This window comes from Novosphingobium sp. NFX11 (assembly GCF_057376415.1).
This window is the reverse complement of the sequence record NZ_CP080384.1, coordinates 1,479,502-1,502,289: the sequence shown is the minus strand read 5'-3', so window position 1 is coordinate 1,502,289 and position 22,788 is coordinate 1,479,502. Positions and strand designations below refer to the sequence as shown.

Here is a 22,788-nt window from a genome sequence, read left to right as displayed (position 1 = left end):
CGATGTTCGACGACTTCTACGGGCTCGACGCCAGGCCTTTCCAGCTGACCCCCGACCCCGCGTTCTATTTCGAGAGCAGCACGCACAGGAAGGCGCTGTCCTACCTCGGCTACGGCCTTGCCCAGGGCGAGGGCTTCGTGGTCATCACCGGCGAGGTCGGTGCGGGCAAGTCCACACTCGTCGCCTACCTGATGGCGACCATCGATCCGGCGCGCATGACCGCCGCCAACGTCGTGACCAGCGCGCTCGACGGCGAGGAGATCGTCCATGTCGTCGCGCAGTCGTTCGGGCTGCCGGTGCAGGGCCATGACAAGGCCTCCGCGCTCGGCACGCTGGAGGCGTTCTTCCATGACGAGGCGCGCGCCGGCCGCCGCTGCCTGCTGATCGTCGACGAGGCGCAGAACCTCTCGGTCAGCGCGCTGGAGGAGCTGCGCATGCTCTCCAACTTCCAGCTCGGCTCGCACCCGCTGCTGCAGACGTTGCTGCTCGGCCAGCCCGAGTTCCGCGAGACTCTGCTGGAGAGCAACCAGCTCGAACAGCTGCGTCAGCGCGTTATCGCGACGCACCACCTCGGCCCGATGCACGTGCGCGAGGTCCAGCCTTACGTCGAGCACCGCCTCGGCTGCGTCGGCTGGAAGGGTAACCCGAGCTTCGATCCGGCACTGTTCCCGGCGATCCACGAGGCGACCGGCGGTATTCCGCGCCGCATCAACCAGATCGTCAATCGTTTGCTCCTGCTGGGTGCGGTGGACCGCCGAGAGCACCTCGACGCCGCGATGCTCGAGCAGGTGCTTGACGAGATGAATGACGACGGCGCGCTGGCAGTGGTCACCAAAGTCGCGGAGCCCGAGGTTGCCGCTGCGCAACCGGTGGAAGCCGCGGGTTTCGCAAGTGCGCCGGTGCAGGCGATCGATACCTCCGTTGTCATGGCGCTGATCGAGTCGGCACTCGCCGATCGCGAGGCGCTGGATACGGAAGGCGCGACCGCGCTCATCGAGGCGGCGCTCGCTCATCGCGACATGCTCGACACCGCCGGCGCCAATGCGCTGATCGAGGCGGCCATGGCCGGGCGCGACGCGCAGTTCAGTGAGCTGCACTCGGCGATCGCACAACTCACCGCTGCTGCCGAAGAGCGCGAAGCCTCGGCACGGCAAGCGCAGGGCGAGCAGTTCGGGGCGCTTGAGCAGCAACTGGCGGATGCCATCGCCCGCTCGGACAAGCTCGAGGCGCGCCTCGGCGAGACCGAGCGCACGCTGCGTCACACGCTGACCATGCTGATCGAGTGGATCGAGAGCGGCGACGGCCAGCGCAACGTCGCCTGAGGGAGTTCTACCCCATGTCGGTGCCGATCAACGGCCTGTCGGTCGATGTCGAGGACTGGTTCCAGGTCGGCGCCTTCGAGAAGGTGATCGACCGGGAGAACTGGAACTCGCTGGCCACGCGCGTCGAGCGTAACTGCGACGAAATCCTGCGGCTTTTCGCCGACGCGGGGGTGAAGGGCACGTTCTTCACCCTCGGCTGGGTGGCGGAACGGAATCCCGCCTTGATGCGGCGGATCGCCGAAGAAGGCCACGAGGTCGCCAGCCATGGCTGGGATCACGAGCGCGTGTTCCGTCTCGGCAGGGAGGCCTTCGCCGCCGACATCAACCGTGCCCGCAAGGTGATCGAGGACGCCTCGGGCCAGGCGGTCAAAGGCTACCGCGCGCCCAGCTTCTCGATCGATGCCCGTACGCCCTGGGCCTTCGAGGTGCTGGCGGAGCAGGGCTATGTGTATAGCTCCAGCGTGGCTCCGATCGCGCATGACCATTATGGCTGGCGGGAGGCTCCGCGCTTCGCGTTCCGGCCTATCGTCGATGCTGAACTGATCGAGATCCCGGTCACGACCGCCCGGTTCGCCGGACGGCGGCTGGCGGCAGGCGGCGGCGGCTTCTTTCGGGTGCTTCCTTACGGGTTCTCGCGCTGGGCGATCCGGCAGGTGAACCGCGATGATCGGCGGCCGGCGGTGTTCTACTTCCATCCGTGGGAGATCGACCCCGATCAACCCCGAGTCGAAGGCGCGCCGCTGCGCTCGCGTTTCCGGCACTATACGAACCTGTCGGTGATGGCCGACAAGCTGGAGCGACTGGTCGGCGAATTCCGCTGGGGCCGCATGGACGAACTGGCCGCGCGCGAAGCCTTGCGCGCCGAACCGCTGGCCTTCGCCGCGTGAACGCGCCCTTCGTGCCACTGACAGCGCAAGTCCGCCTCGTCGATCTGACCGACCCGGGTGAGGTCGCGCGCCTTCAAGGCTTCGTGGCGCGCCATCCGCAGGGGACGCCGTTCCATCGCCCCGCATGGTTCGTCTCGGTGGCAAAGGCGACCGGCAACCGCGCGCTGGCGCTCGTTCAGGAGAAGGGGGCGAGATCGTCGCTTTCCTGCCGCTCGATGCCATTCATTCGCCGGTATTCGGCCGACTGCTGGCCTCTACCGGGTTCGCGGTCGGTGGCGGGCTGCTGGCGACCGGGGACGCCGATACCACCGCCGTATTCGCCGCCGTTGAGGAACTGGCACTGCGCCTCACCTGCCCGACGATCGAACTTCGCGGCGGGGTACTTCCTCCGGCGGGCGATGGCTGGGCACTCAAGACCCGTTCACACGCCAACTTCGCCCGCCCGCTCGCGGCTGACGACGAAGCGCAACTGCTGGACATCCCGCGCAAGCAGCGCGCCGAAGTGCGCCGCTCGCTGGGCATGGACCTGACGATCGAGATAGGCACTGCGGAAGCGGATCGCGCCGCACATTACGCCGTGTTCTGCGAAAGCTATCGCAACCTCGGCACGCCGGTCTTTCCCCGAGCGCTGCTCGATGCGATCATCGATGGTTTCGGCGACGATGCGGACATTCTCACGGTGCGGCATCAGGGCGTGCCGGTGGCGAGCGTCATCAGCGTCTATCATCAGGGCGCCGTCATGCCGTATTGGGGCGGCGGAACCTGGGACGCCCGGCGCCTCAGGGGCAACGACCGGATGTACTACGAACTCATGCTCCACGCCCGGCGGCGCGGCTGCACGGTATTCGACTTCGGCCGCTCGAAGACGGACAGCGGGGCCTATAATTTCAAGCGCAACTGGGGCTTCGAGCCGGAGCCGCTGACGTATGCGACCTGGACGGCTCCCGGCATTGCCAGGCGCGATGCCGACCCGACGAGCGGCAAGCTCTCGCTTCAGATCAAGCTGTGGCAGCGCCTGCGCTCTGGCAGTGGCCAATCGCCTCGGCCCGCTGATTGCACGCGGTATCGGCTGATGGGTGAAATTCTGTTCCTGGCGCACCGCATCCCGTTTCCCCCGGATCGCGGTGACAAGATACGCTCCCATCACGTGCTCAAGGCGCTTGCCGCACTGGCTCCGGTGCACGTGGCCACATTCTGCGACGACGAGCAGGACCGTGCGTTCGAGCCGGACCTTGCCAACCTTGCCGCAAGCTATCGCCTGGTCGAGCGGTCCAAGTCGCTGCCGGTCGCCGGAGTGCAGGCACTGGCCAGCGGTCGGCCGATCAGCCTCACCGCGTTTTACGACAAGCAGCTCGAAGCCTATGTGCGCGACCTGCTTGCCGAGCGGGACATCGATACCGTCTACGTTTTCTCCGGCCAGATGGCCCAATACGTGCCCGGCGAATTCCGTGGCCGCGTCGTTGCCGACCTGGTGGACGTCGACTCCGCCAAGTTCGAAGCCTACGCCGCGAAAGGACGTGGCTTTCGATCATGGATGGAGCGGCGAGAGGGCCGCCTTCTGCGCCAGGAAGAGGCGAGGATATGCGCAGGTGCCTCCGTCACGTTGCTGATAAGCGGCGCCGAAGTGGGCCTCCTGCGTTCGCGCCTCGCCAGTGATAGCCATGGAGAGCGTTACGGCGAGCATGGCCGCGTGCGGGCAATGGGCAATGGCCTTGACGCCGCATATTTCGACCCCGGCGCAGTAAGCCCGGAACCGCGCATGATAGAGAAGGGCGCGCCGCGCATCGTCTTCACCGGACAGATGGACTACGCGCCCAACATCGAGGCCGCCACGCGCGCCATCGATCGCGTGTTGCCGCTCGTGCGCCAGACCTGTCCCGACGCCACGCTGCATATCGTAGGCCGCAATCCGCCACCGGTTCTGCGGGACCGCTCGGGACGGGATGGCATCGAAGTCTGGGGCAGGGTGGATGACATCCGGCCGTGGCTCACCGCTGCGGATGTCGCCCTGGTGCCGCTCGAAATCGCGCGCGGTGTGCAGAACAAGGTACTTGAAGCGATGGCGATGGGCTTGCCCGTAGTTCTTTCCCCTGGCGCGGCGATCGGCATCGACGCGCTCGACGGGCGGGATTTCGCGATGCGTGACGGCGATGCCGCGATGGCACAAGCCGTCCTCGACCTCGCGCGCGCGCCAGAGGCCGCGAAACTGATGGGTGCTGCTGCCCGGACGTGGATCGTCGGCAATGCCAGCTGGGAGGCCGCACTGGCGCGCCTTCCCGAATATCTCGGAACGATGAGCGAGGCGCTTACGGATGTCGCCTGAGCTGGCCGCATCCATTGCGGGGCCCGCCCGTGCGTGGCGCGCTCTTTCGCCGCAATGGCGCGGCGCTCTCCCGCGCCTCGGCGCGGCATGGCTGGTGCTGCTGGCCGGCTTTGCGGGAGACTGGGCGGCGATGGCGCGGCAGTGGTGGGACATTTCCACCTACAACCATGTCCTGCTGATCCCTGTGATCCTCGGCTGGCTAGTCTGGCAGCGCTGGCCACAGTTGGAGCAGCTTACGCCCCTGGCCTGGTGGCCGGGCCTGGCCTTGCTTTCGGGCGCGGCGTTCCTGTGGTTGCTAGGGGCAATGTCGGGGCTGGACCTTGCCCGGCAGGCGGGAGTCGTGGCCATGCTGGGGGCATGCGTCCCCTTGATCCTTGGTGTCAGAATCAGCGCGGCGCTGGTGTTCCCACTCGGCTATCTTGTGTTCTTGGTCCCCGTCGGTGAGGAACTGGTAAACGTCCTGCAGACGATTACCGCCGAGATCACAATCGCCCTGACGCACCTCAGCGGCATTCCCGCCGAGATCGACGGTGTCTTCATCAATACGCCGGCCGGTCTCTTCGAGGTCGCTGAAGCCTGTTCGGGCGTGAAGTTCCTCATTGCCATGGCCGCATTCGGCGTTCTTGCGGCCAATGTCTGCTTTCTGAGCTGGCGTCGCCGTACGGCGATGCTGCTGGCCTGCGTGGCCGTACCTATCCTGGCGAATGGCGTTCGTGCCTGGGGTACGATCTATGCCGCCCAGATTTTCGGTATCGAGGCGGCGGCGGGCTTCGACCATATCGTCTACGGCTGGTTCTTCTTCGCGATCGTGCTGGCGCTGGTGATCGCGTGCGCCTGGCGATTTTTCGATCGGCCCCTGAATGCTCCGGTGATCGACCTTGTCGCCATTGAGAATGCCTCCTGGCTGGGTCGTCTGGAGGGCTTCGCCTTTCCCGGCACTGCAGCGTTGGTCGGGTTCGCGCTCGTGCTGGGCGCGGCGCGGTGCTGGGCGCTTGCGGCGGATACTATCGCCGCGCCGATGCCCGCGCGCATCGACCTGCCTGTAGTCGAGGGATGGACCCGCGTGGACTACGCGCCGGCGATTTGGTGGGAACCGCGCGCTCAAGGCTCCGATCATCGCCTCCTCGGGCGCTACCGCGATGCCAGGGGGCATCAGGTCGATGTCTTCGTCGCGCTCTATGCCAGTCAGGGAGAAGGGCGCGAGGCCGGCGGTTTCGGCCAGGGCGCGCTAGTCCCCGCCAGCGCCTGGGCGTGGCAGGCACCCGGGCCCTCTCTCGAAGGTGGAAAGGGCGAACGCCTCCTCGGCAACGGCAGTGTCGAGCGGTTGGCCATGACGTGGTATCGTCAGGGCGCCCTTTTGAGCGGGAGCAATGCCGGGCTCAAGCTCGCGGTGATCGCCGACCATCTGCTGTTCCGGGCGGAACCCACGACCATGCTGATTCTTTCCGCCGAAGACATGCCGCGTGGCATGGCCGAGCAGTCGATCGCTTCCTTCCGCGCCTCCACCGGATCGCTTGCGCGCTGGATGGACGGTATCGCTCAGGTCAGGTAGGTCGAGCGACGATGTGCGGGATCGCTGGAATCTATCATCTGGAAACGCCCAAGCCGGTCGATCGCGCCCGGGTCGAGGCTATGTGCGACGCCATCGCGCATCGTGGGCCTGACGGGCAGGGCGTATGGACGGCACCGGGCGTTGCCCTGGGGCATCGCCGCCTGTCGATCATCGACCTGGCAGGCTCACCGCAACCCATGGCCTCTCTCGATGGCCGCGCGATGCTCGTCTTCAATGGCGAGATCTACAACTACCGCGAACTGCGGCATGATTTGAAGGCGGCTGGGGAGCATTTCCGCACCGATGGCGACAGCGAGGTCATTCTGGCAGCCTGGCGGCGCTGGGGGCCGGATTGCGTCACTCGGCTGTTCGGCATGTTCGCCTTCGCGATCTACGATCTGGATGCACGCACGCTGTTCCTTGCGCGCGATCGACTGGGCGTGAAACCGCTGTACTACGCGCAGTTGAGCGACGGAAGCCTGGCCTTTGGCTCCGAACTCAAGGCCCTGACCGCTCATCCGCTGCTACGGCGGGAGATCGACCCGCTGGCCGTCGAGGATTACCTCACCTGGGGCTATGTCCCTGACGATCGCGCCATCCTGAAGGGCGTCTCCAAACTGCCGGCGGGACATTCTTTGCTGCTGCGGCATGGGGCGCCGATGCCGCGCCCGGCGCAGTGGTGGGACGTCTCCTTTGCAGAACGGCGCAAGGGTAAACCCGCCGACCTTGAAGCCGAACTGCTGCATCTGATGCGCCAGGCGGTGTCATCTCGCATGGTCGCCGATGTCCCGTTGGGCGCGTTCCTGTCGGGCGGCGTCGACAGTTCCAGCGTCGTCGCATTCATGGCCGAGGCGAGCGGCAATCCGGTACGCACCTGCTCGATCGGATTCGATGTCGCCGGGCTCGATGAGAGTGCCTATGCGACGAAGATCGCGCAGCGCTTCGGCACGAACCACGCCTCTCGGATCGTTTCCCCCGACGACTTCGCCGCCATCGACCAGCTCGCGGGCATGTTCGACGAACCGTTCGCCGACGCCTCTGCCCTCCCGACGTGGCGGGTCTGCCAGCTGGCGCGTGAATCGGTTACGGTGGCGCTGTCGGGGGACGGTGCTGATGAGGCGCTCGGTGGCTATCGCCGGCATGTGTTCCAGGCCGGCGAGGACAGGGTCAGGGCGTTGTTGCCGCAATCGCTGCGGGGGCCGGTATTCGGAGCGCTTGGTAAGGTCTATCCGAAGGCCGACTGGGCTCCGCGGCCGTTGCGCGCGAAATCGACCCTTCTCGCGCTGGCGGGTGATTCTGCGCAAGGCTACGCGCGTTCCATGGCGTTTCTGCCGCCCGAATTGCGCGACCGCCTCTATTCCGACGAGTTCCGCCGTCTGCGAGGCGATTACCGCGCCGAGGACCCGGTGCTCGCGCTGATGCGCGGGGCGCCGGCTCGTTCCGGGCTCGATCGCGCCCAATATGCAGACCTCAAGGTCTGGCTGCCGGGCGACATTCTCACCAAGGTCGATCGCACGAGCATGTCGGTCAGCCTCGAGGCGCGCGAGCCGCTGCTGGATCACCGCCTGATCGAATTCGCGGCGAGCTTGCCGGAGCGGATGCGCGTACAGGGCGGGCAGGGCAAGTGGCTGATGAAGCGGGCGATGCGGCGCTATCTGCCCGATGACGTGCTCTTTAGGCCCAAGCAGGGCTTCGTGACGCCGATCGCGCAATGGTTTCGTGGTCCGCTCGCCGAAACGGCCCGTGACATTGCGGGAGGAACTGCCTTGGCGCGCACCGGCTGGTTCAATCAGCGGCGCCTCTTGGGTCTCGTCGACGCGCATGTATCGGGAACTTCGGACAATTCCCGATTGCTCTGGCAGATGCTCATGCTTGACAAGGCATTTACCTCGCTGGGTGTCAATTAATCGGCCCGCTTGACGGCCCTTTGCCCGGAAATTCGGCGTTTCGGGCCGACCACGCCATTAACTACACAGTTTCTTAGTACCTTTGCGATAGCTCATGCCCACCAGAGCCTCATTTGCAGGGCATGAATGAACAGAATCGGTCGCCATCACCAGTATTCAGAGCGGAAGCCTGCCGCGCTGGTGAAGTGCGCCTGGGGCAACCTCACGGTTCGGGCAGGGGAAGGCCATGACCGACGTGTGGGGGCAGTTCCGCAGCTTCTGGAAAAGGCCGCGTGTCCGGATCGTTTTCTGGGCAGCGTTGACGGGCCTTGCGATGGGTATCAGCGGTCTTGGTCTGCCGCTTGAGGACTACTTGCGCAACGTGCGCTGGATGTCCCGCACACAACCGGCGAGCGGCGACATCGCCATCGTTCTGCAGGACTCTCAGACTCTTATTCAACTCGGCGCCAATGACATCTCTCATGGTAACGACGCAGATGCGATCAACCAACTCTTTGCTGCAGGCGCAAAGCGAGTCTTCTTCGACCGGTCGTTTTCGATGCCGGGTAACGCAGCTGACGATGCCAAGTTTGTGGCAGCGCTGAAGGCGAACCATGGAAAGGTGGTGCTGGGTGCTGCGGTGGACAGCAATGGCCAGATGGGTAACTTTGCCGGCAAGATTCCGCTTCAGGCTTATCGCGACCATGCCGGAGTGGCATCGGTGCTGGTTCGCCATCGCCCACTCAATCAGAACGTCCAGCTTCCTTATGCATCTGGAAGCCCGGTGGGCAAGATTCCCTCCCTTGCAGCTGCGATTGCCGGGGTGAATGGCAGCACCGACGAACTGTTCTTCCCGGACTTTTCAATCGCCGTCAGTTCGTATCCCACTTTAACTTATATCGATGTGATGCGCGGTCATTTCGATCATTCGCTTGTTCGCGGCAAGAATGTTCTGATTGTTCCGGCTGCAGTAACCTTCAATGATATTCATTCGATCCCCGGTCAGGACGTTAACGCACCGGGGGCTATTTCCATGCGATTGGCGCCGATACTCTGAAGCTTGGCATGCCGCGTGAGTATGGCTGGTTTCCTGCATACCTGCTGGTTCTGGTCGTTATTGCATCGGGTCTTGGCCGAGGGCGCGTCCTTGACGTCTACCGTTTTACGGGCCTGGTTGCGGTGGTGGGTGCTGTGCCGTTCCTTTTGGACTATGTAAATGTCCAGGTTGAGGTCATTCCTGCCTTTTCCGTGGCGCTGGTGGCTGTCATTCGTATGCGGAACCTCGACAGGGTCGAGGAGGCGGGAGAAACCAACACAGGTTCGGGCTTGCCCAGCGTTCAGGCTTTGCGCAATTCGCCTGATCTGTCCACGCGCATTCTGGTTGCCCTGAAAATCCGCAACTACGGTGGGATCATCGGCAGCTTCGCCGAGCATGTCGAAGCGCAACTCGCCAAGGAGATCGTGCGACGTATCCGCATCAGTGACGAAAGCGTCCTGATCTATCACGAAGGCGGAATGTTCGTCTGGCTGTCATCTATCCGCAGCACTTTCGACCTCTTCGAGAATCTCGAAGGTTTGCACAGGATCGTCCAGAATGGCATCCAGGTAGGTGGTATCGACATCGACCTGTCGTTCAACTGCGGCATCGACTCGGATTTCGATCGTCCGCTTTCGGGCCGGGTCGCCAGCGCCATGCAGGCAGCCGAAGAAGCCGTGCGAAATGACGAACTGGTCTATCAACACGATGCCCGCAAGCATGAGGCGCAGTGGGAAATCTCGCTGCTGACATCGCTGGATCGCGCGATCGACAACGGGGAAGTCTGGGTGGCCTACCAGCCTAAGCTCGACTTGCGGTCGAACCGCATCAGCGGAGCCGAAGCTCTGGTTCGCTGGACTCATCCCGAGCGCGGACCGATTAGCCCGGATAAGTTCATCCGCATTGCCGAGGAATTTCACCGGATCGAGCGCATCACCCGTTTCGTCATCAACGACGCGGTGAGGGTTGCAGTCGAACTGGAGCGCCATGGGTACGAGATGACGATGTCCGTCAATATTTCGGCCCAACTCCTGCGCAATCCGGGCTTGCCTGGAATGATCGCGGAAATTCTCGCGGCGCATGGCCTTTCGCCTAACCGCCTGATTCTTGAAATCACTGAAACCGATCGTCTCGATCGCAGCTCCAAGACGTTCCAGATGCTCCAGCGCCTGGTCCAGTCCGGTTTGCGCCTTTCGATCGACGACTTCGGCACCGGTAACGCGACGATCGATTATCTGCGCTACCTGCCTGCAAGCGAAGTGAAGATCGACAAGACATTCGTGTCGTCGATGGAGGGTAGCAAGGAAGATCTGCTGCTAGTGCAGTCGATCATCGAGATGGCGCACTCGCTGGACCGCGTCGTCGTGGCCGAAGGTGTCGAGACTGCTAAGGTTTTGGAGATGCTGTCAGGCCTCAATTGTGATCTAGTTCAGGGTTATCATGTGAGTCGCCCTGTCCCATTTCGGGATTTCTTGGACTTCGTATCCGGCCGGAGGGCGCGTTTGATTGGTTAAAAATTCCTTGATGACTCGTTAACTAACTATTATCCATGAGTTCGACCGTAGCAATGCGGTCGTTCACATGGGGAATGAAGATGAACAAGGACATCTGGGGCGGTGGTTGGTGGGGCGGCGGTCTCTAATAGAGATTTCCGTTGCACTAGTCCGAGATAATTGACTCGGATCACTGCGAATAAAAAGAAGCGCTTTCCAGAAGAACTCCTGTCTTTTGGAAAGCGCTTTTTCTTTATCTACTGCATATGTTTGTGCAAATGGGAATGAGTAATAGCGCCAGATGTGCATGCAAACCGCCGCCATTAGTTGGTTAACCAACTAATATATCGGACGATGCCGCGCAAAATTATGCGGCTTCGGCATAACGAAGCGCATCCCGATTCGGGACTTGTTAACGAAGTTTAGCCTTCGCCGTGGCCGAGTGCGAGGTAATCTGCGCTCTGCATTTCATTAAGGCGGCTGATCGTGCGGTCGAATTCGAACCGTCCAGTCCCGGATTCATACAAATCCTCAGGAGCTGCATCAGCAGCTGCAATCAGCTTGACCTTGTTTTCGTAAAGTGCGTCTATAAGCGTCACGAAGCGTGCCGCCTCATTTCGACGGTCCGGCCCCATCTTCGGAATGCCGACGAGGATCACCGTGTGATAGGCGCGGGCGATCGCGAGGTAGTCCGCCGCACCGCGAGCCTCCCCGCAGAGCCGCTTGAAGCTGAACACGCCGACGCCCTTGAGGCTCTTCGGGACGTGAAGCATCCGGCCGCCGCCGACGTCGATATCCGCCGACGGAACATGTTCGCTGTCTTCGGGGGTAGTCGGTGAGACGGTAGAACGCCTCTCGCGCAGCTTCCGTCGAAGGTTCTCCGAGCGGTTCGTGCCAGGTCGCCATGCCACCGAGGCGCTGCATGCGATAGTCCGTCGGGCCGTTCAGGGTTAGGACGTCGAGTTCCTGCTCGATCAGTCCGATGAACGGCAGGAAATGCTCGCGGTTGAGACCGTCCTTGTAGAGCTCGGAGGGCGCGCGGTTCGACGTCGTTACGATCGTCACGCCTTCGTTGGCGATCAGGTACGTGAAGAGCCGGCTCATGATCATCGCATCGGCCGAGTTGTTGACCACCATCTCGTCGAAGGCGAGGCAACGCACGTTTCTAGCAATGGCGGCGGCGACCGGCGGGATCGGGTCGCCGGTTTCCTTCTTGCGCTCGTCGCGCAGGAGCGCATGGACTTCCAGCATGAAGGCGTGGAAGTGCACGCGGCGCTTGCCGGGAATGTCGAGCGTCTGGACGAACAGGTCCATTAGCATCGACTTGCCGCGTCCGACACCGCCCCACATGTAGACGCCGCGTGGCGTGACGGCCTTCTTGCCCAGCAGCTTGCCGAAAAGACCGGTCGAGGACGACGACTTGTAGAATTCGCGTTGCAAACGGCTCAGTCGCTCGGCGGCCGCTGCCTGCTCCGGATCGGAGCGCAGTTCGCCGGTCGCGACCAGCGCCTCGTAGCGTTCGAGCATCGCGCTCATCGTGGCGCGCCCGGCTTGCGCAAGGTACCCATGAAGCTGGCGACGAGATGGTCGCCCTGCTGCACGGTGCCGCGCATAAATGCGAGGCGACCGGTTTCTTTCATCACTTCGGACACGACGTCGAGCGGCTCGCCGATGCGGCCGGCGCCGATGAACTGGTTGGTCAGTTCCAGCGTCACGCCGCCGATCATCGCCGGGCCGACGATAAGGCAGGCGGCGGCGAACATGCCCACGTCGATCATCGCCAGGGTGACGCCGCCGTGGATCGCATCGAGGATGTTGCTGTGCCGCTCGTCGACTTCAAGCAGTCGCAAGCACGCGCTCCGCGGGCCTTCGGGGCGGACGATCATCCGGCCCAGCCCATGGGAGTTGAACCGAGGTCCCTCGTTCAGTTCCCATGTGTGCCAGCCCGGAAACTCCGGGTCCGGCTCATGGACGAATGCATTCTGCACCACGGCGACGCAGCCCGATCAGACCTGTCCTGTCAGACCTGTCGCTCGGCCTGCATCTTCTTGATTTCGGCGATGGCGCGCGCGGGAGAGAGGCCCTTGGGGCACACGTTCGCGCAGTTCATGATGGTGTGGCAGCGGTAGAGGCGGAAGGGATCTTCCAGCTCGTCAAGGCGCTCGCCGGTCATCTCGTCGCGGCTGTCGGCCAGCCAGCGGTAGGCCTGCAGCAGGATCGCCGGGCCGAGGAACTTGTCGGAGTTCCACCAGTAGCTCGGGCACGAGGTCGAGCAGCACGCGCACAAAATGCACTCATAGAGGCCGTCCAGCTTCTCGCGCTGTTCGGGGCTCTGCAGGCGCTCCTTGCCCGACGGGGTGGTTGAGACGGTCTGCAGCCAGGGACGGATCGAGGCGTACTGCGCGTAGAAGTGCGTGAAGTCGGGCACGAGGTCCTTGATCACGTCCATGTGCGGCAGCGGAGTGATGCGGATGTCACCCTTCAGGTCCTCGATCGCGGTGGTGCAGGCGAGGCCGTTCTTGCCGTTCATGTTCATCGCGCACGAACCGCAGATGCCTTCGCGGCACGAGCGGCGGAACGTCAGCGAGGGGTCGATCTCGTTCTTGATCTTGATGATCGCGTCAAGGACCATCGGACCGCACGCATCGAGGTCGATCTCGAACTGGTCGTAGCGCGGGTTTTCGCCCGAGTCCGGGTCGTAGCGGTAGACGGTGAACTTCTTGACCTTGGTGGCGCCCTCAGCCTTGTGCACGTTGCCGCGCTTGCTGATCTTGCTGTTCGCCGGGAGGGTGAAGGTCGCCATGGTAGAATCCCCGTGATCTTGCAGTGCGGCATGAACCGCTTTGTGGTCCCCCTCTAGCGATTCGTCCGCATAGGGCAAGAGGTGACTATGGAGAGGTGAGCGGTGGAATATCGGGAAATGCACCGATATCGGCGCTGCAGCGGGCCTTGCGGGCGCATGGCGCGCAAGTGCCGTTGCGAAAGTCGCGGGCGTCGAGGTTTACACGGTTTACACGGTCCAGAGGGAAAAGGTGTCACTTTGCGCGGTCTGGCCGCTGCCATCCCACGAAAATCCGCCATTCCTGTGCTGGAATGTGTTACCTTGTGTGTAACCTTGCGGCGCCGATGTGTCACCTTGGGTGTCACTTTACGATCCCGGGGTGTCACCTTGCGGGCCGGACCTGTCACCTTGCGACGGAAAGCCGCGAGCCGGAACACGGTGCCTCGGATCGAAAACAAAAGAGTGAGAACGCAAGAGGACATGGCCGGAAAAATACTCCGCCCATGTCCCTGTAGGAAAGCTGCGGTCAGTAGTTCGGCAGATGCGTGCCGAGGTGCTTTCCGGCGATGTAGCCGAAGGTCATGCCCGGACCGAGCGTGCCGCCTGCGCCTCCGTAGGCCTCGCCCAGCACCGCCGACATGACGTTGCCCGCCGCGTAGAGGCCCTGTATCGGATTGCCGCTCCAGTCGAGGACCTGCGCATCGGCGTTGGTCTTCGGACCACCGGCGGTGCCGAGCGCCCCGGCTTCCATCTTCACCGCGAAGAATGGCCCCTGATCGATCACGCCGAGCGTGCGGTAAGGCGGTTCGAACTCCGCATCGCCCCACATGTAGAAGTTGTCGTAGGTGTTGTCGCCGCGGTTGAAGTCGTCGTCGTGGCCCTTGCGGACCAGATCGTTGAAGCGCGTCACCGTCGCCGCGAGCCCCTGCGGATCGATCCCGGCCTTTTCGGCGAGTTCCTCCAGCGTGTCGGCCTGCATCATGAACGAGGGCACGGGACCGCCCGGGGCGTGTTGAAGGTCTGGTACTTGCTGCGATAGCGCTGGTCGATGATCAGCCAGTACGGCAGGTTGGCGTAGGCGTGCGTACCTGCATCGAAGGCGTGGAGCGCCTTGCCCATGGCGTTGTAATTGGCCGCCTCGTTCACGAAGCGCTTGCCCGCACGGTTGACGAGGATCGCGCCGGGGCGCGCGCGTTCGTCCGAACCGAGCAGGTAGTTCGGCTTGGCGGCGCGGTGCTGGGGCTGGAATTCCAGTACGCTCTGCTGCCAGAAGGCGTGCTGCATGTTGCCGAGCTGGGCGCCCGCCTCGATCGCCATGAGCAACCCGTCGCCCTCGTTCTCGGGCACGCTGACGGGGCCGGTGAGGGGCCGCGCAGGAAGGTCTTCACCAGCGTCTCGTTCCACTCGAAACCGCCGGTGGCGATGACGACGCCGCGCCGGGCGCGCACGCGGTAGTCGCGGCCACCCGCATCCTCGGCGACGACGCCGATCACCCGATCGCCGTCCTTCACGAGCTTGCGGGCGCGCTTTTCGAACTCGACGGGAATGCCGCGATCGATCACCGCGAGGAACAGCGATCCCGCCAATGCCTGACCCAGACCGCGATAATCGCCTGCCTCGCGCTCGGCGAGCGTCGCTTCGTCCAGCGTGCCGTTGATCGCTTCCATCAGGCTGCCGCGCACCGGGTAGGCCATCTTGGTCGGGTTCACGCGGGTCGCCCATTTGCCGAGCCGTTCGAACGAGAAGGCATCGTTGTCGAGCGAGCGGCCGCCGTCGGGCTTGGCGCCGGGCATATAGGGCTGGTAATCGGGGAAATCGGCATAGGCGTGGAAGCGAACCGGCGTCTTGTCCGCGAGATAGCGGATCATCTCCGGCCCGGTTTCCATGAAGGCCATGAGCGTATCGGGATCGAGCGCGCCGGGTGCCAGCGAGTCGAGATAGGCGACGACATCTTCGTCGTCTTCGGTGATCCCTGCTTCGAGCTGGTGGTGGTTGCCCGGAATCCACAGCATGCCGCCCGACATCGCGGTGGTGCCGCCGACCATGCCGGTCTTCTCGAGGATCACCACGTCCTTCGCGCCGAAATCATGCGCGGCGATCGCTGCGGTCATGGCCGCGCCGCCCGATCCGAGCACGACGACGTCGGCCTCGAGATCCCAATTCGCGTCTTGTGTCATCCAGTCCGTCTCCCAACAGGCCGTTCGCGGACGACAGGATCGGCGGAAGACCGCCTGCGCCGCTTGTTCTTTATGCGGGCACTGTAGGTTTCGGCGGGGACCGACAGCCACTCCGACATGTCATAGGGCAGGGTGGGTTCGGACCTCCCAAAGTGACGTCATTGCGAGTGCAGCGAAGCAATCCACGGCCGCGTAAACCGCCCTGGATTGCTTCGCTGCGCTCGCAATGACGAAACAGGGGAATCTGCCCTGAACGCAAAGACGCCGCGCGTGACCCCGTGGGATCGCGCGCGGCGCCTGCGTTTTCAGACTTTTAGCGATTACTCGCCGAAAGTGCGCTGCCACCAGCCACGGCGCGGCGTCGGAGAGGCTTCCGCGTCAGCCGGAGCAGCCTCAGCGGCGACCTCGGGTTCGGCAACCGGCTCGGGAGCCGGAGCCACGGCAGCTTCTGCCTCGACGTCCGCCTTCTTGCGACGGGTGCGCTTGGGCTTTGCCGGAGCTTCCTCGGCGACCGGCTCGGGAGCCGGAGCCACGGCAGCTTCTGCCTCGACGTCCGCTTTCTTGCGACGGGTGCGCTTGGGCTTGGCAGGCGTTTCCTCGGCGACCGGCTCCGGCGCTGCGGGCGCTTCGACGACGACTTCTGCCTCGACGTCCACCTTCTTGCGACGGGTACGCTTGGGCTTTGCCGGCGCTTCCTCGGCGACCGGTTCGGGCGCTTCGACGACGGCTTCGGCTTCGACGTCCACCTTCTTGCGGCGGGTGCGCTTGGGCTTTGCAGGCGCTTCTTCGGCGACCGGTTCGGCCGGGACGATCGGCTCGGCGCTGATGCCGCCATCGGCGACCGGCAGCGCGGCTTCTTCGGCAGCCAGTTCGAGACCTTCAGCGCCGATCACGGCGTCCTCGCCCTCTGCGCCGTTCTCGGCCTCACCTTCACCGCGACGACCGCGACGACGGCGACCACCGCGACGGCGGCGCTTCTTGGGTGCGTTGGTGTTGTCACCCTCGGCCTCGGTGCCCTCGGCTTCGACGATGCTCTCGCCTTCGTCTTCGGCGTCGTCGCCTTCGTCCGAAGCGTCGGCAGCTTCGACCTCAGCGGTCTCGGCACCGTCCTCGCGGCGATCGCGGTTGCGGCCACGGCGGCGCTTGCGGCGCTTGCTGCGGCGGCCTTCACCGTCCTCGGACGCTTCGGTGCGCTCGGCAGCCTCTTCGGCTTCCAGCTCTTCGTCCTCGTACTCTTCCTCGACGAAGTCGTCCTCGACGTCCTCGGCGATGGGCTCGAAGCGGGGCACGAACTCGTTGCGCGGGCCCGACGACATGACGCGCATCTTGGCGCCTTCGTTCTCACCCTCGGGGATGACTTCGACGGTGACGCCGTAGCGCTCCTCGATGTCGGCGAGGTCGGTGCGCTTGGCGTTGAGCATGTAGACCGCCGCCTCGGTGGAGGCGAACAGCGAGACCACGATGCCCTTGCCCTTGGCCGCTTCGTCCTCGATCAGACGCAGCGCCGAGAGACCGGCGGAGCTGGCGGTGCGGACGAGGCCGGTGCCGTCGCAGTGCGGGCACGAACGCGTGGTCGCTTCGAGAACGCCGGTGCGCAGGCGCTGGCGGCTCATTTCCATCAGGCCGAAGCTGGAAATGCGGCCGACCTGAATGCGGGCGCGGTCGTTCTTGAGCGCTTCCTTCATCGCCTTCTCGACCTTGCGGACGTTGGAGCCGTACTCCATGTCGATGAAGTCGATCACGACGAGGCCGGCCATGTCGCGCAGGCGCAGCTGGCGGGCGATTTCGGCAGCGGCTTCGAGGTTGGTGGCAACCGCCGTCTGCTCGATCCCGTGCTCCTTGGTGGCGCGGCCCGAGTTGATGTCGATCGAAACCAGTGCTTCGGTCGGGTTGATGACGATGTAGCCGCCCGAACGCAGCTGCACGACGGGGTCGTACATCGCGGTCAGCTGGTCCTCGGCGCCGAAGCGCTGGAACAGCGGGACGGGATCGGCGTAAGGCTTAACCTTGCGGCCGTGGCTGGGCATCAGGAGCTTCATGAAGTCCTTGGCGGCGTGGTAGCCGGCCTCGCCCTCGACGATCACTTCCTCGATGTCGCGGTTGTAGATGTCGCGGATGGCGCGCTTGATGAGGTCGCTGTCCGAGTGGATCAGCGCAGGGGCAGCCGAGCGCATTGTCTGTTCGCGCAGCTCGTCCCACAGACGGGCGAGGTAGTCGAAGTCGCGCTTGATCTCGGTCTTGGTGCGCTGGAGGCCCGCCGTGCGGACGATGCAGCCCATCGAGCGGGGCAGGTCCATCTCGGCGATGATCGACTTCAGGCGCTTGCGGTCCGAGGCCGAGCTGATCTTGCGGCTGATGCCGCCGCCGTGGCTCGAATTCGGCATGAGCACGCAGTAGCGGCCCGCGAGGCTGAGGTAGGTGGTGAGAGCCGCGCCCTTGTTGCCGCGCTCTTCCTTGACGACCTGGACCAGCAGCACCTGGCGGCGCTGGATGACGTCCTGGATCTTGTAGCGGCGGCGCAGTGCCATGCGCTTGGCGCGCAGGTCGTCGGCTTCCTTCGAGCGGCCCGAGGGACGGCCACCCTGGCGGCGACGGCCACGGCCGCGACGGTTATTGCCTTCGGACTCTTCGTCGCCGTGCTCGCCCTCATGCTCGCCGTCGTCGTCGGCGTGGAACGGGTTCTCTACCGCGCCGTCCTCGATCGTGGCGACATGGTCCTTTTCGGACGTATCGACCTCGGTGAGGCCGCCATCGTCGTTGTAGTCGCCGTCTTCGTCCTCGTCGTCACCTTCGGTGGCGCGCAGGGCGGCTTCTTCCTCGGCATGGGCGGCTTCTTCCGCCAGCAGGGCCTCGCGGTCCTCCTTGGGGATCTGGTAGTAGTCCGGGTGGATTTCGCTGAAGGCGAGGAAGCCGTGGCGGTTGCCGCCAAAGTCCACGAACGCGGCCTGGAGCGAAGGCTCCACGCGCGTCACCTTCGCGAGGTAGATGTTACCCTTGATCTGCTTGCGTTCGGTCGACTCGAAGTCGAACTCTTCAATGCGGTTTCCCTTGACGACCGCCACCCGCGTTTCTTCCGGGTGGCGCGCATCGATCAGCATGCGGGTTGCCATTTGGTATTCTCCGTGCGCGTCGACGCCGGGCCGGATCAGCCTGGCGGATGCGCGTATGTTCACTGTAGGCGAATGCGCCCCGCAGAATCACGACGCGGCCACTTGGGGCGGCGTTCCAAACTGAGGGGGCGAGTTTTGGCGCAATGGTGGAGCAATCCAGCGCTCCATGCGCGGCGAAAGTAGTGGCTGCCCCAGTAGCATGTGTGGCAGCATGTGCGTCTGCGAGCGAAGACACGCGCGGCGTATTAGAACGCGCGGAAAGTTGCGACCACGCCGCCCGCGCCCTTTCGGGCGTCGAATGGCAAGGCGGCAACTGGCTTCTCATGGCTCACTTCAACCTGATAAGGCGCTCCGGAAAAAGGATTATTTCCGGCTCCCTGGGCCGAGGCTTGCGTCTGGCTCTGCCGGTCCTGTCCGGCGCCATATGGTTATGGTATTGCCGGATTGCGAGGACCGACGCGCATTCCTCGCCTCGGTTCTGCTGGCCTAGCATTCATGACGCAAGACGGCAAGTTGCTTGGACCGTTGGAATTTGGCGGGCATCGGCCCGGGGCGGAGCGGCTGACCAGCCTGTGGGAAAGCGCGGGGGCGCAGGATTGCCCGCCCGCCAAACGCGGCTTAGTCCTTGGCGCAAATGTCGCGCACCTTGCAGTTGATCCTCGTCTTCGTCGCGCCGCTGGCGGTGCTTGCCGCCGCGTTCGCGGTGAGCGGGGCATGGCCGGTGCGGGCCGGGGGCTACGACTACGTCATCCGCTTCGACCTGCCCGGGGTGAACGCGCCGATCGACCTGCCGCGCGTCGATGGGCCGCCCGACGCCAGCCGTCCGCTGGTGGTCATCGATCCGGGCCATGGCGGCTTCGATCCCGGCGCGGGGGCCGGAGCGCTGAAGGAAAAGGCCGTGGCGCTGCAGATCGCATTGGCGCTGCGCGAGAAGCTGCTGGCAAGCGGCGGCCTGCGCGTGGCCCTGACGCGCGACACCGACCGCTTCATCGCGCTCGCCGATCGCCCTGACATTGCCCGGCGGCTGAACGCGGACTTGTTCGTCTCGATCCATGCCGACAGCGCCGAGGCTGATTCGGCGCGCGGGGCAAGTGTCTATGTCCTCTCGGAAAAGGGATCGAGCCAGGCCGCCGAGCGGTTCGCCGAACGGGAAAACGGCGCCGACCGCGTGAACGGCGTCAAGCTGTCGAAGACGAGCGCGCAAGTGGGCGCGATCCTGCTCGACCTCTCGCAGCGCGGGGCGCAGGCGCGCTCTACGCAAGTCGCGACGCTGCTGCTGCGCGAACTGGGCGACGCGGGCGTCGGCATGCACCGCGACCGGCCTGAAGCCGCCGCGCTGGCGGTGCTGAAGGCGCCCGACATGCCCTCGATCCTGTTCGAGACGGGCTACATCAACAATCCCGACGACGCGCAGGCGCTGGGATCGAAGCAGGGGCAGCAGGTGCTGGCGGAGGCGGGCGCGAAGGCGATCCGCGCCTATTTCGCAAGGAACCCTGGTGGTTGAGCGGGCTGAACGCGTCGTCCCGGACGTGATCCGGGACCGGTGGCGGTCTTTGGGCGGCAGGCCGCGGGCAGCTTCGTGCGCTGTTTACGGCCAGCGGTCCCGGATCAGGTCCGGGACGACGAAGAGTTGCGACGAGAGTGGTTTCCTTGCGCCAAAACGCCGTGCTAGAGGGCGCACGCAATGACCGACGCGATTGATCCCGGCGAACAGCCGCCCGAAGACGCGACCTACCGCATCCGCCGCGATGGGCCGGGACGCCTTGCCGCTCTGCGCAGGGCTTGGCACGAACGCAAGTGGATGCGCCGTTTCGGCTATCTGTGCATGGCAGGCTTTGCCGGCATCGCCGCGTTCTGGGTGTTCCTTGCCCACGACCTGCCGGACGCCAACAAGCTGCTGGAATACCAGCCGCCGCTGCCGACGATGGTGCGCGGGATGGACGGCGAGATCGTCTATTCTTACGCCCGCGAACGGCGCGTGCAGCTGCGCTTTGTCGATTTCCCCAGGCCGATGGTCAACGCCTTCCTCTCGGCCGAGGACCGCACGTTCTGGACGCACGGCGGCGTCGACGTCGGTGGTCTGGCGGGCGCGGTGGTGGATTATGTCACCAAGTACGGCTCGGGCGTGCGCGCCAAGGGCGGTTCGACGATCACCCAGCAGGTCGCCAAGAACATCCTGATCGGCGACGAATATTCCGTGACGCGCAAGCTCAAGGAAATGATCGTCGCCCGCCGTATCGAGGGCGTGCTGACCAAGCAGCAGATCCTCGAACTCTACCTCAACGAGATTCCCTCGGCCGCCGTTCGTTCGGCGTGCAGGCGGCATCGCGCGCCTATTTCGACAAGGACGTCGAGGACCTGTCGCTCAGCCAGAGCGCGTTCCTCGCAATTCTGCCGCGTGCGCCGGAAGTCTACGGCCGCAAGAAGAACGAGGACCGCGCGATCGAGCGCCGCAACTGGGTGCTCGACCAGATGGTGCGCAACGGCTGGGCCAGCGCGCAGGACGCCGCCGCCGCCAAGGCGGAGCCGCTCGGCCTCGTGACACAGCGTACCAGCACGTACGAGCCGTCGAACGGTTACTTCCTGGAGGAAGTTCGCCGCCGCCTGATCGGCAAGTACGGCGAAAAGGCCGAAGACGGTCCGAACAGCGTTTATGCGGGCGGTCTTTGGGTGCGCACTTCGCTCGATCCGCAGATGCAGGTCGCGGTGCGTGATGCGCTGCGCAAGGGGCTGCTGCTCTATCACGGCAATCGCGGCTTCGTGCGGCCGATCGCGCATCTGAGCGACCTCGAGAACTGGCAGAGCCAGCTCGTCGTCGCCAACAAGACGATCGACTACAAGGACTGGCGCGTCGGCGTCATTCTCGATGCCTCGGGCAGCACGGGGCGCATCGGCTTCTCCGACGGCAACGTTTCCACGCTGACCGGTATTTCCGACAAGGCCAAGGTCGGCGATCTGGTCGCGGCCCAGCCGATGGGCGGCAGCACCTGGGCGCTTCGCGGCATTCCCGAAGTCTCGGGCGGCATGATCATCGAGCAGCCTGGTTCGGGTCGCATTCTTGCCATGCAGGGCGGCTTCGATTCCGGGATCGACAGCTTCAACCGCGCGACGCAGGCCGAACGCCAGCCCGGCTCGACCATCAAGCCCTTCGTCTACGCGACCGCGCTGCAGAACGGCATGACCCCCGCCACGCAAGTGCTCGACGGCACCTTCTGCGTGTTCCAGGGCGCGGGTCTGGGCAACAAGTGCTTCCGTAACTTCGGCGGTGCGGGCGGTTCGGGCAGTCATACGCTGCGCTGGGGCCTCGAACAGTCGCGCAACCTGATGACTGTGCGCATCGCCAACGACGTGGGCATGGCCAAGGTCACGCGCACGTTCCACAACATGGGCATCGGCGATTACCAGAAGTACCTGTCGTTCGCACTCGGCGCGGGCGAGACGACGGTGGGACGCATGATCAACGCCTATGCGGCGCTGGCCAACAACGGCGTGCAGTTCTCCGGCTCGGTGATCGACTACGTCCAGGACCGCAATGGCAAGGTGATCTGGCGGGCCGACAAGGGCACCTGCAACGCCTGCAACATGGCGCAATGGGACGGCAAGCCGATGCCGCGCATCCAGCGCGTCGGCAAGCAGGTGATGGACGCGCCGACGGCGTACCAGACCGTGCACATGCTCGAAGGCGTCGTCACCCGCGGCACGGCGGAGCGCCTGCGCGACCTCAAGCTGCCAATGTTCGGCAAGACCGGCACCACCAACGGCCCGACCGACGTGTGGTTCATGGGCGGCAACCAGGACTACGTGGGCGGCGTCTACATCGGCTACGACACGCCGCGCTCGCTGGGCGGTTACGCGCAGGGTGGCCGCATCGCCGCGCCGATATTCAAGGACGTGGTGCTGGCGACGCCGGGCCGCTGGTCGCACCAGCCTTTCGTGGCGCCGCAGGGCATCCGTATGGTCCGCATCGACCGCGTGACCGGCAAGCGCGTCATGGGCGTCGAGCCTACCGACGAGCCGAAAGCCTCGGTAATCTGGGAGGCCTTCAAGCCCGACACCGAACCGCGCCAGTACACCGCCGAGGACGAGTTCAGCCGCCGCCGCGACGCGCTGGTGGCCTCGATCCGCAGTGCCCGCGACGCGCGCGATGCGAATGCGGCGGCAGCGGCGGGTGACATGGGCAACTTTGCGGAAGAGCAGGGCGGGGTATACTGATCCCCGCC

General features: G+C 64.7%; 13 protein-coding genes and 5 pseudogenes. 10 read left to right on the top strand and 8 right to left on the bottom strand.

The window, feature by feature from the left end; translation table 11 throughout:
* Nucleotides 1-2: 2 nt before the first annotated feature.
* The 8 genes and pseudogenes from KZO24_RS07655 (at nt 3) to KZO24_RS07620 (ending at nt 10,520) form a co-directional block, all read left to right on the top strand.
* A complete protein-coding gene (locus tag KZO24_RS07655; RefSeq protein ID WP_271183507.1) occupies nt 3-1,322 on the top strand; it encodes an XrtA/PEP-CTERM system-associated ATPase in 1,320 nt (439 codons plus the stop codon).
* Between the two features lie 14 nt (nt 1,323-1,336).
* Nucleotides 1,337-2,209, top strand: a complete 873-nt coding sequence (locus KZO24_RS07650) for an XrtA system polysaccharide deacetylase (protein ID WP_271183506.1) — start codon at nt 1,337-1,339, stop codon at nt 2,207-2,209.
* A pseudogene (locus tag KZO24_RS07645) lies at nt 2,206-3,282 on the top strand (FemAB family XrtA/PEP-CTERM system-associated protein). The gene KZO24_RS07650 and the pseudogene KZO24_RS07645 overlap by 4 nt, the downstream one beginning before the upstream one ends.
* Nucleotides 3,282-4,532, top strand: coding sequence for a TIGR03087 family PEP-CTERM/XrtA system glycosyltransferase (locus tag KZO24_RS07640; RefSeq protein ID WP_271183504.1), 1,251 nt, complete (start codon nt 3,282-3,284; stop codon nt 4,530-4,532). Before KZO24_RS07645 ends, KZO24_RS07640 begins: the two are co-directional and overlap by 1 nt.
* Nucleotides 4,522-6,084, top strand: a complete 1,563-nt coding sequence (xrtA, locus tag KZO24_RS07635; RefSeq protein ID WP_271183503.1) for an exosortase A — start codon at nt 4,522-4,524, stop codon at nt 6,082-6,084. Before KZO24_RS07640 ends, xrtA begins: the two co-directional genes overlap by 11 nt.
* 11 nt (nt 6,085-6,095) lie before the next feature.
* Complete coding sequence (locus KZO24_RS07630) at nt 6,096-7,991, top strand: XrtA/PEP-CTERM system amidotransferase (RefSeq protein WP_271183502.1); 1,896 nt, start codon at nt 6,096-6,098, stop codon at nt 7,989-7,991.
* Between the two features lie 226 nt (nt 7,992-8,217).
* Nucleotides 8,218-9,027 carry a CHASE2 domain-containing protein gene (locus tag KZO24_RS07625; RefSeq protein ID WP_486487070.1) on the top strand — a complete coding sequence of 270 codons (810 nt, stop codon included), beginning with the start codon at nt 8,218-8,220 and terminating at the stop codon, nt 9,025-9,027.
* A gap of 8 nt (nt 9,028-9,035) precedes the next feature.
* Nucleotides 9,036-10,520 carry an EAL domain-containing protein gene (locus tag KZO24_RS07620; protein ID WP_486487069.1) on the top strand — a complete coding sequence of 495 codons (1,485 nt, stop codon included), beginning with the start codon at nt 9,036-9,038 and terminating at the stop codon, nt 10,518-10,520.
* 401 nt (nt 10,521-10,921) lie between these two features.
* On the opposite strand, the pseudogene zapE reads toward KZO24_RS07620, so the two are convergent.
* The 8 genes and pseudogenes from zapE to KZO24_RS07580 form a co-directional block, all read right to left on the bottom strand.
* Nucleotides 10,922-12,035 (bottom strand): annotated as a pseudogene (zapE, locus tag KZO24_RS07615) (cell division protein ZapE).
* Nucleotides 12,032-12,349: a PaaI family thioesterase gene (locus tag KZO24_RS07610; protein ID WP_271183499.1), complete on the bottom strand. Its 318-nt coding sequence runs from the start codon at nt 12,347-12,349 to the stop codon at nt 12,032-12,034. Before KZO24_RS07610 ends, zapE begins: the two are co-directional and overlap by 4 nt.
* A gap of 170 nt (nt 12,350-12,519) precedes the next feature.
* Nucleotides 12,520-13,302, bottom strand: a complete 783-nt coding sequence (locus KZO24_RS07605; protein ID WP_008832647.1) for a succinate dehydrogenase iron-sulfur subunit — start codon at nt 13,300-13,302, stop codon at nt 12,520-12,522.
* Between the two features lie 505 nt (nt 13,303-13,807).
* Nucleotides 13,808-14,275 (bottom strand): FAD-binding protein, encoded by a 468-nt coding sequence (locus tag KZO24_RS07600; RefSeq protein WP_486487068.1) that lies wholly within the window; start codon nt 14,273-14,275, stop codon nt 13,808-13,810.
* The gene (locus KZO24_RS07595) at nt 14,260-14,427 is read right to left on the bottom strand and encodes a hypothetical protein (RefSeq protein WP_486487220.1); all 168 of its coding nucleotides are present in this window, start codon (nt 14,425-14,427) and stop codon (nt 14,260-14,262) included. The genes KZO24_RS07600 and KZO24_RS07595 overlap by 16 nt, the downstream gene beginning before the upstream one ends.
* 6 nt (nt 14,428-14,433) lie before the next feature.
* Nucleotides 14,434-14,598: pseudogene (locus KZO24_RS07590) on the bottom strand (FAD-binding dehydrogenase); the annotation flags it as partial.
* A 134-nt stretch (nt 14,599-14,732) separates the two neighbouring features.
* Nucleotides 14,733-15,392: pseudogene (locus tag KZO24_RS07585) on the bottom strand (FAD-binding protein); the annotation flags it as partial.
* Between the two features lie 386 nt (nt 15,393-15,778).
* Nucleotides 15,779-18,568: an Rne/Rng family ribonuclease gene (locus tag KZO24_RS07580; protein ID WP_271183497.1), complete on the bottom strand. Its 2,790-nt coding sequence runs from the start codon at nt 18,566-18,568 to the stop codon at nt 15,779-15,781.
* 634 nt (nt 18,569-19,202) lie between these two features.
* Here KZO24_RS07580 and KZO24_RS07575 point away from each other — a divergent pair.
* Together KZO24_RS07575 and KZO24_RS07570 are read left to right on the top strand one after the other, a co-directional pair.
* Nucleotides 19,203-20,072, top strand: coding sequence for an N-acetylmuramoyl-L-alanine amidase family protein (locus KZO24_RS07575; RefSeq protein ID WP_271183531.1), 870 nt, complete (start codon nt 19,203-19,205; stop codon nt 20,070-20,072).
* 180 nt (nt 20,073-20,252) lie between these two features.
* Nucleotides 20,253-22,780: pseudogene (locus KZO24_RS07570) on the top strand (penicillin-binding protein 1A).
* The last annotated feature ends 8 nt before the right edge of the window (nt 22,781-22,788 follow it).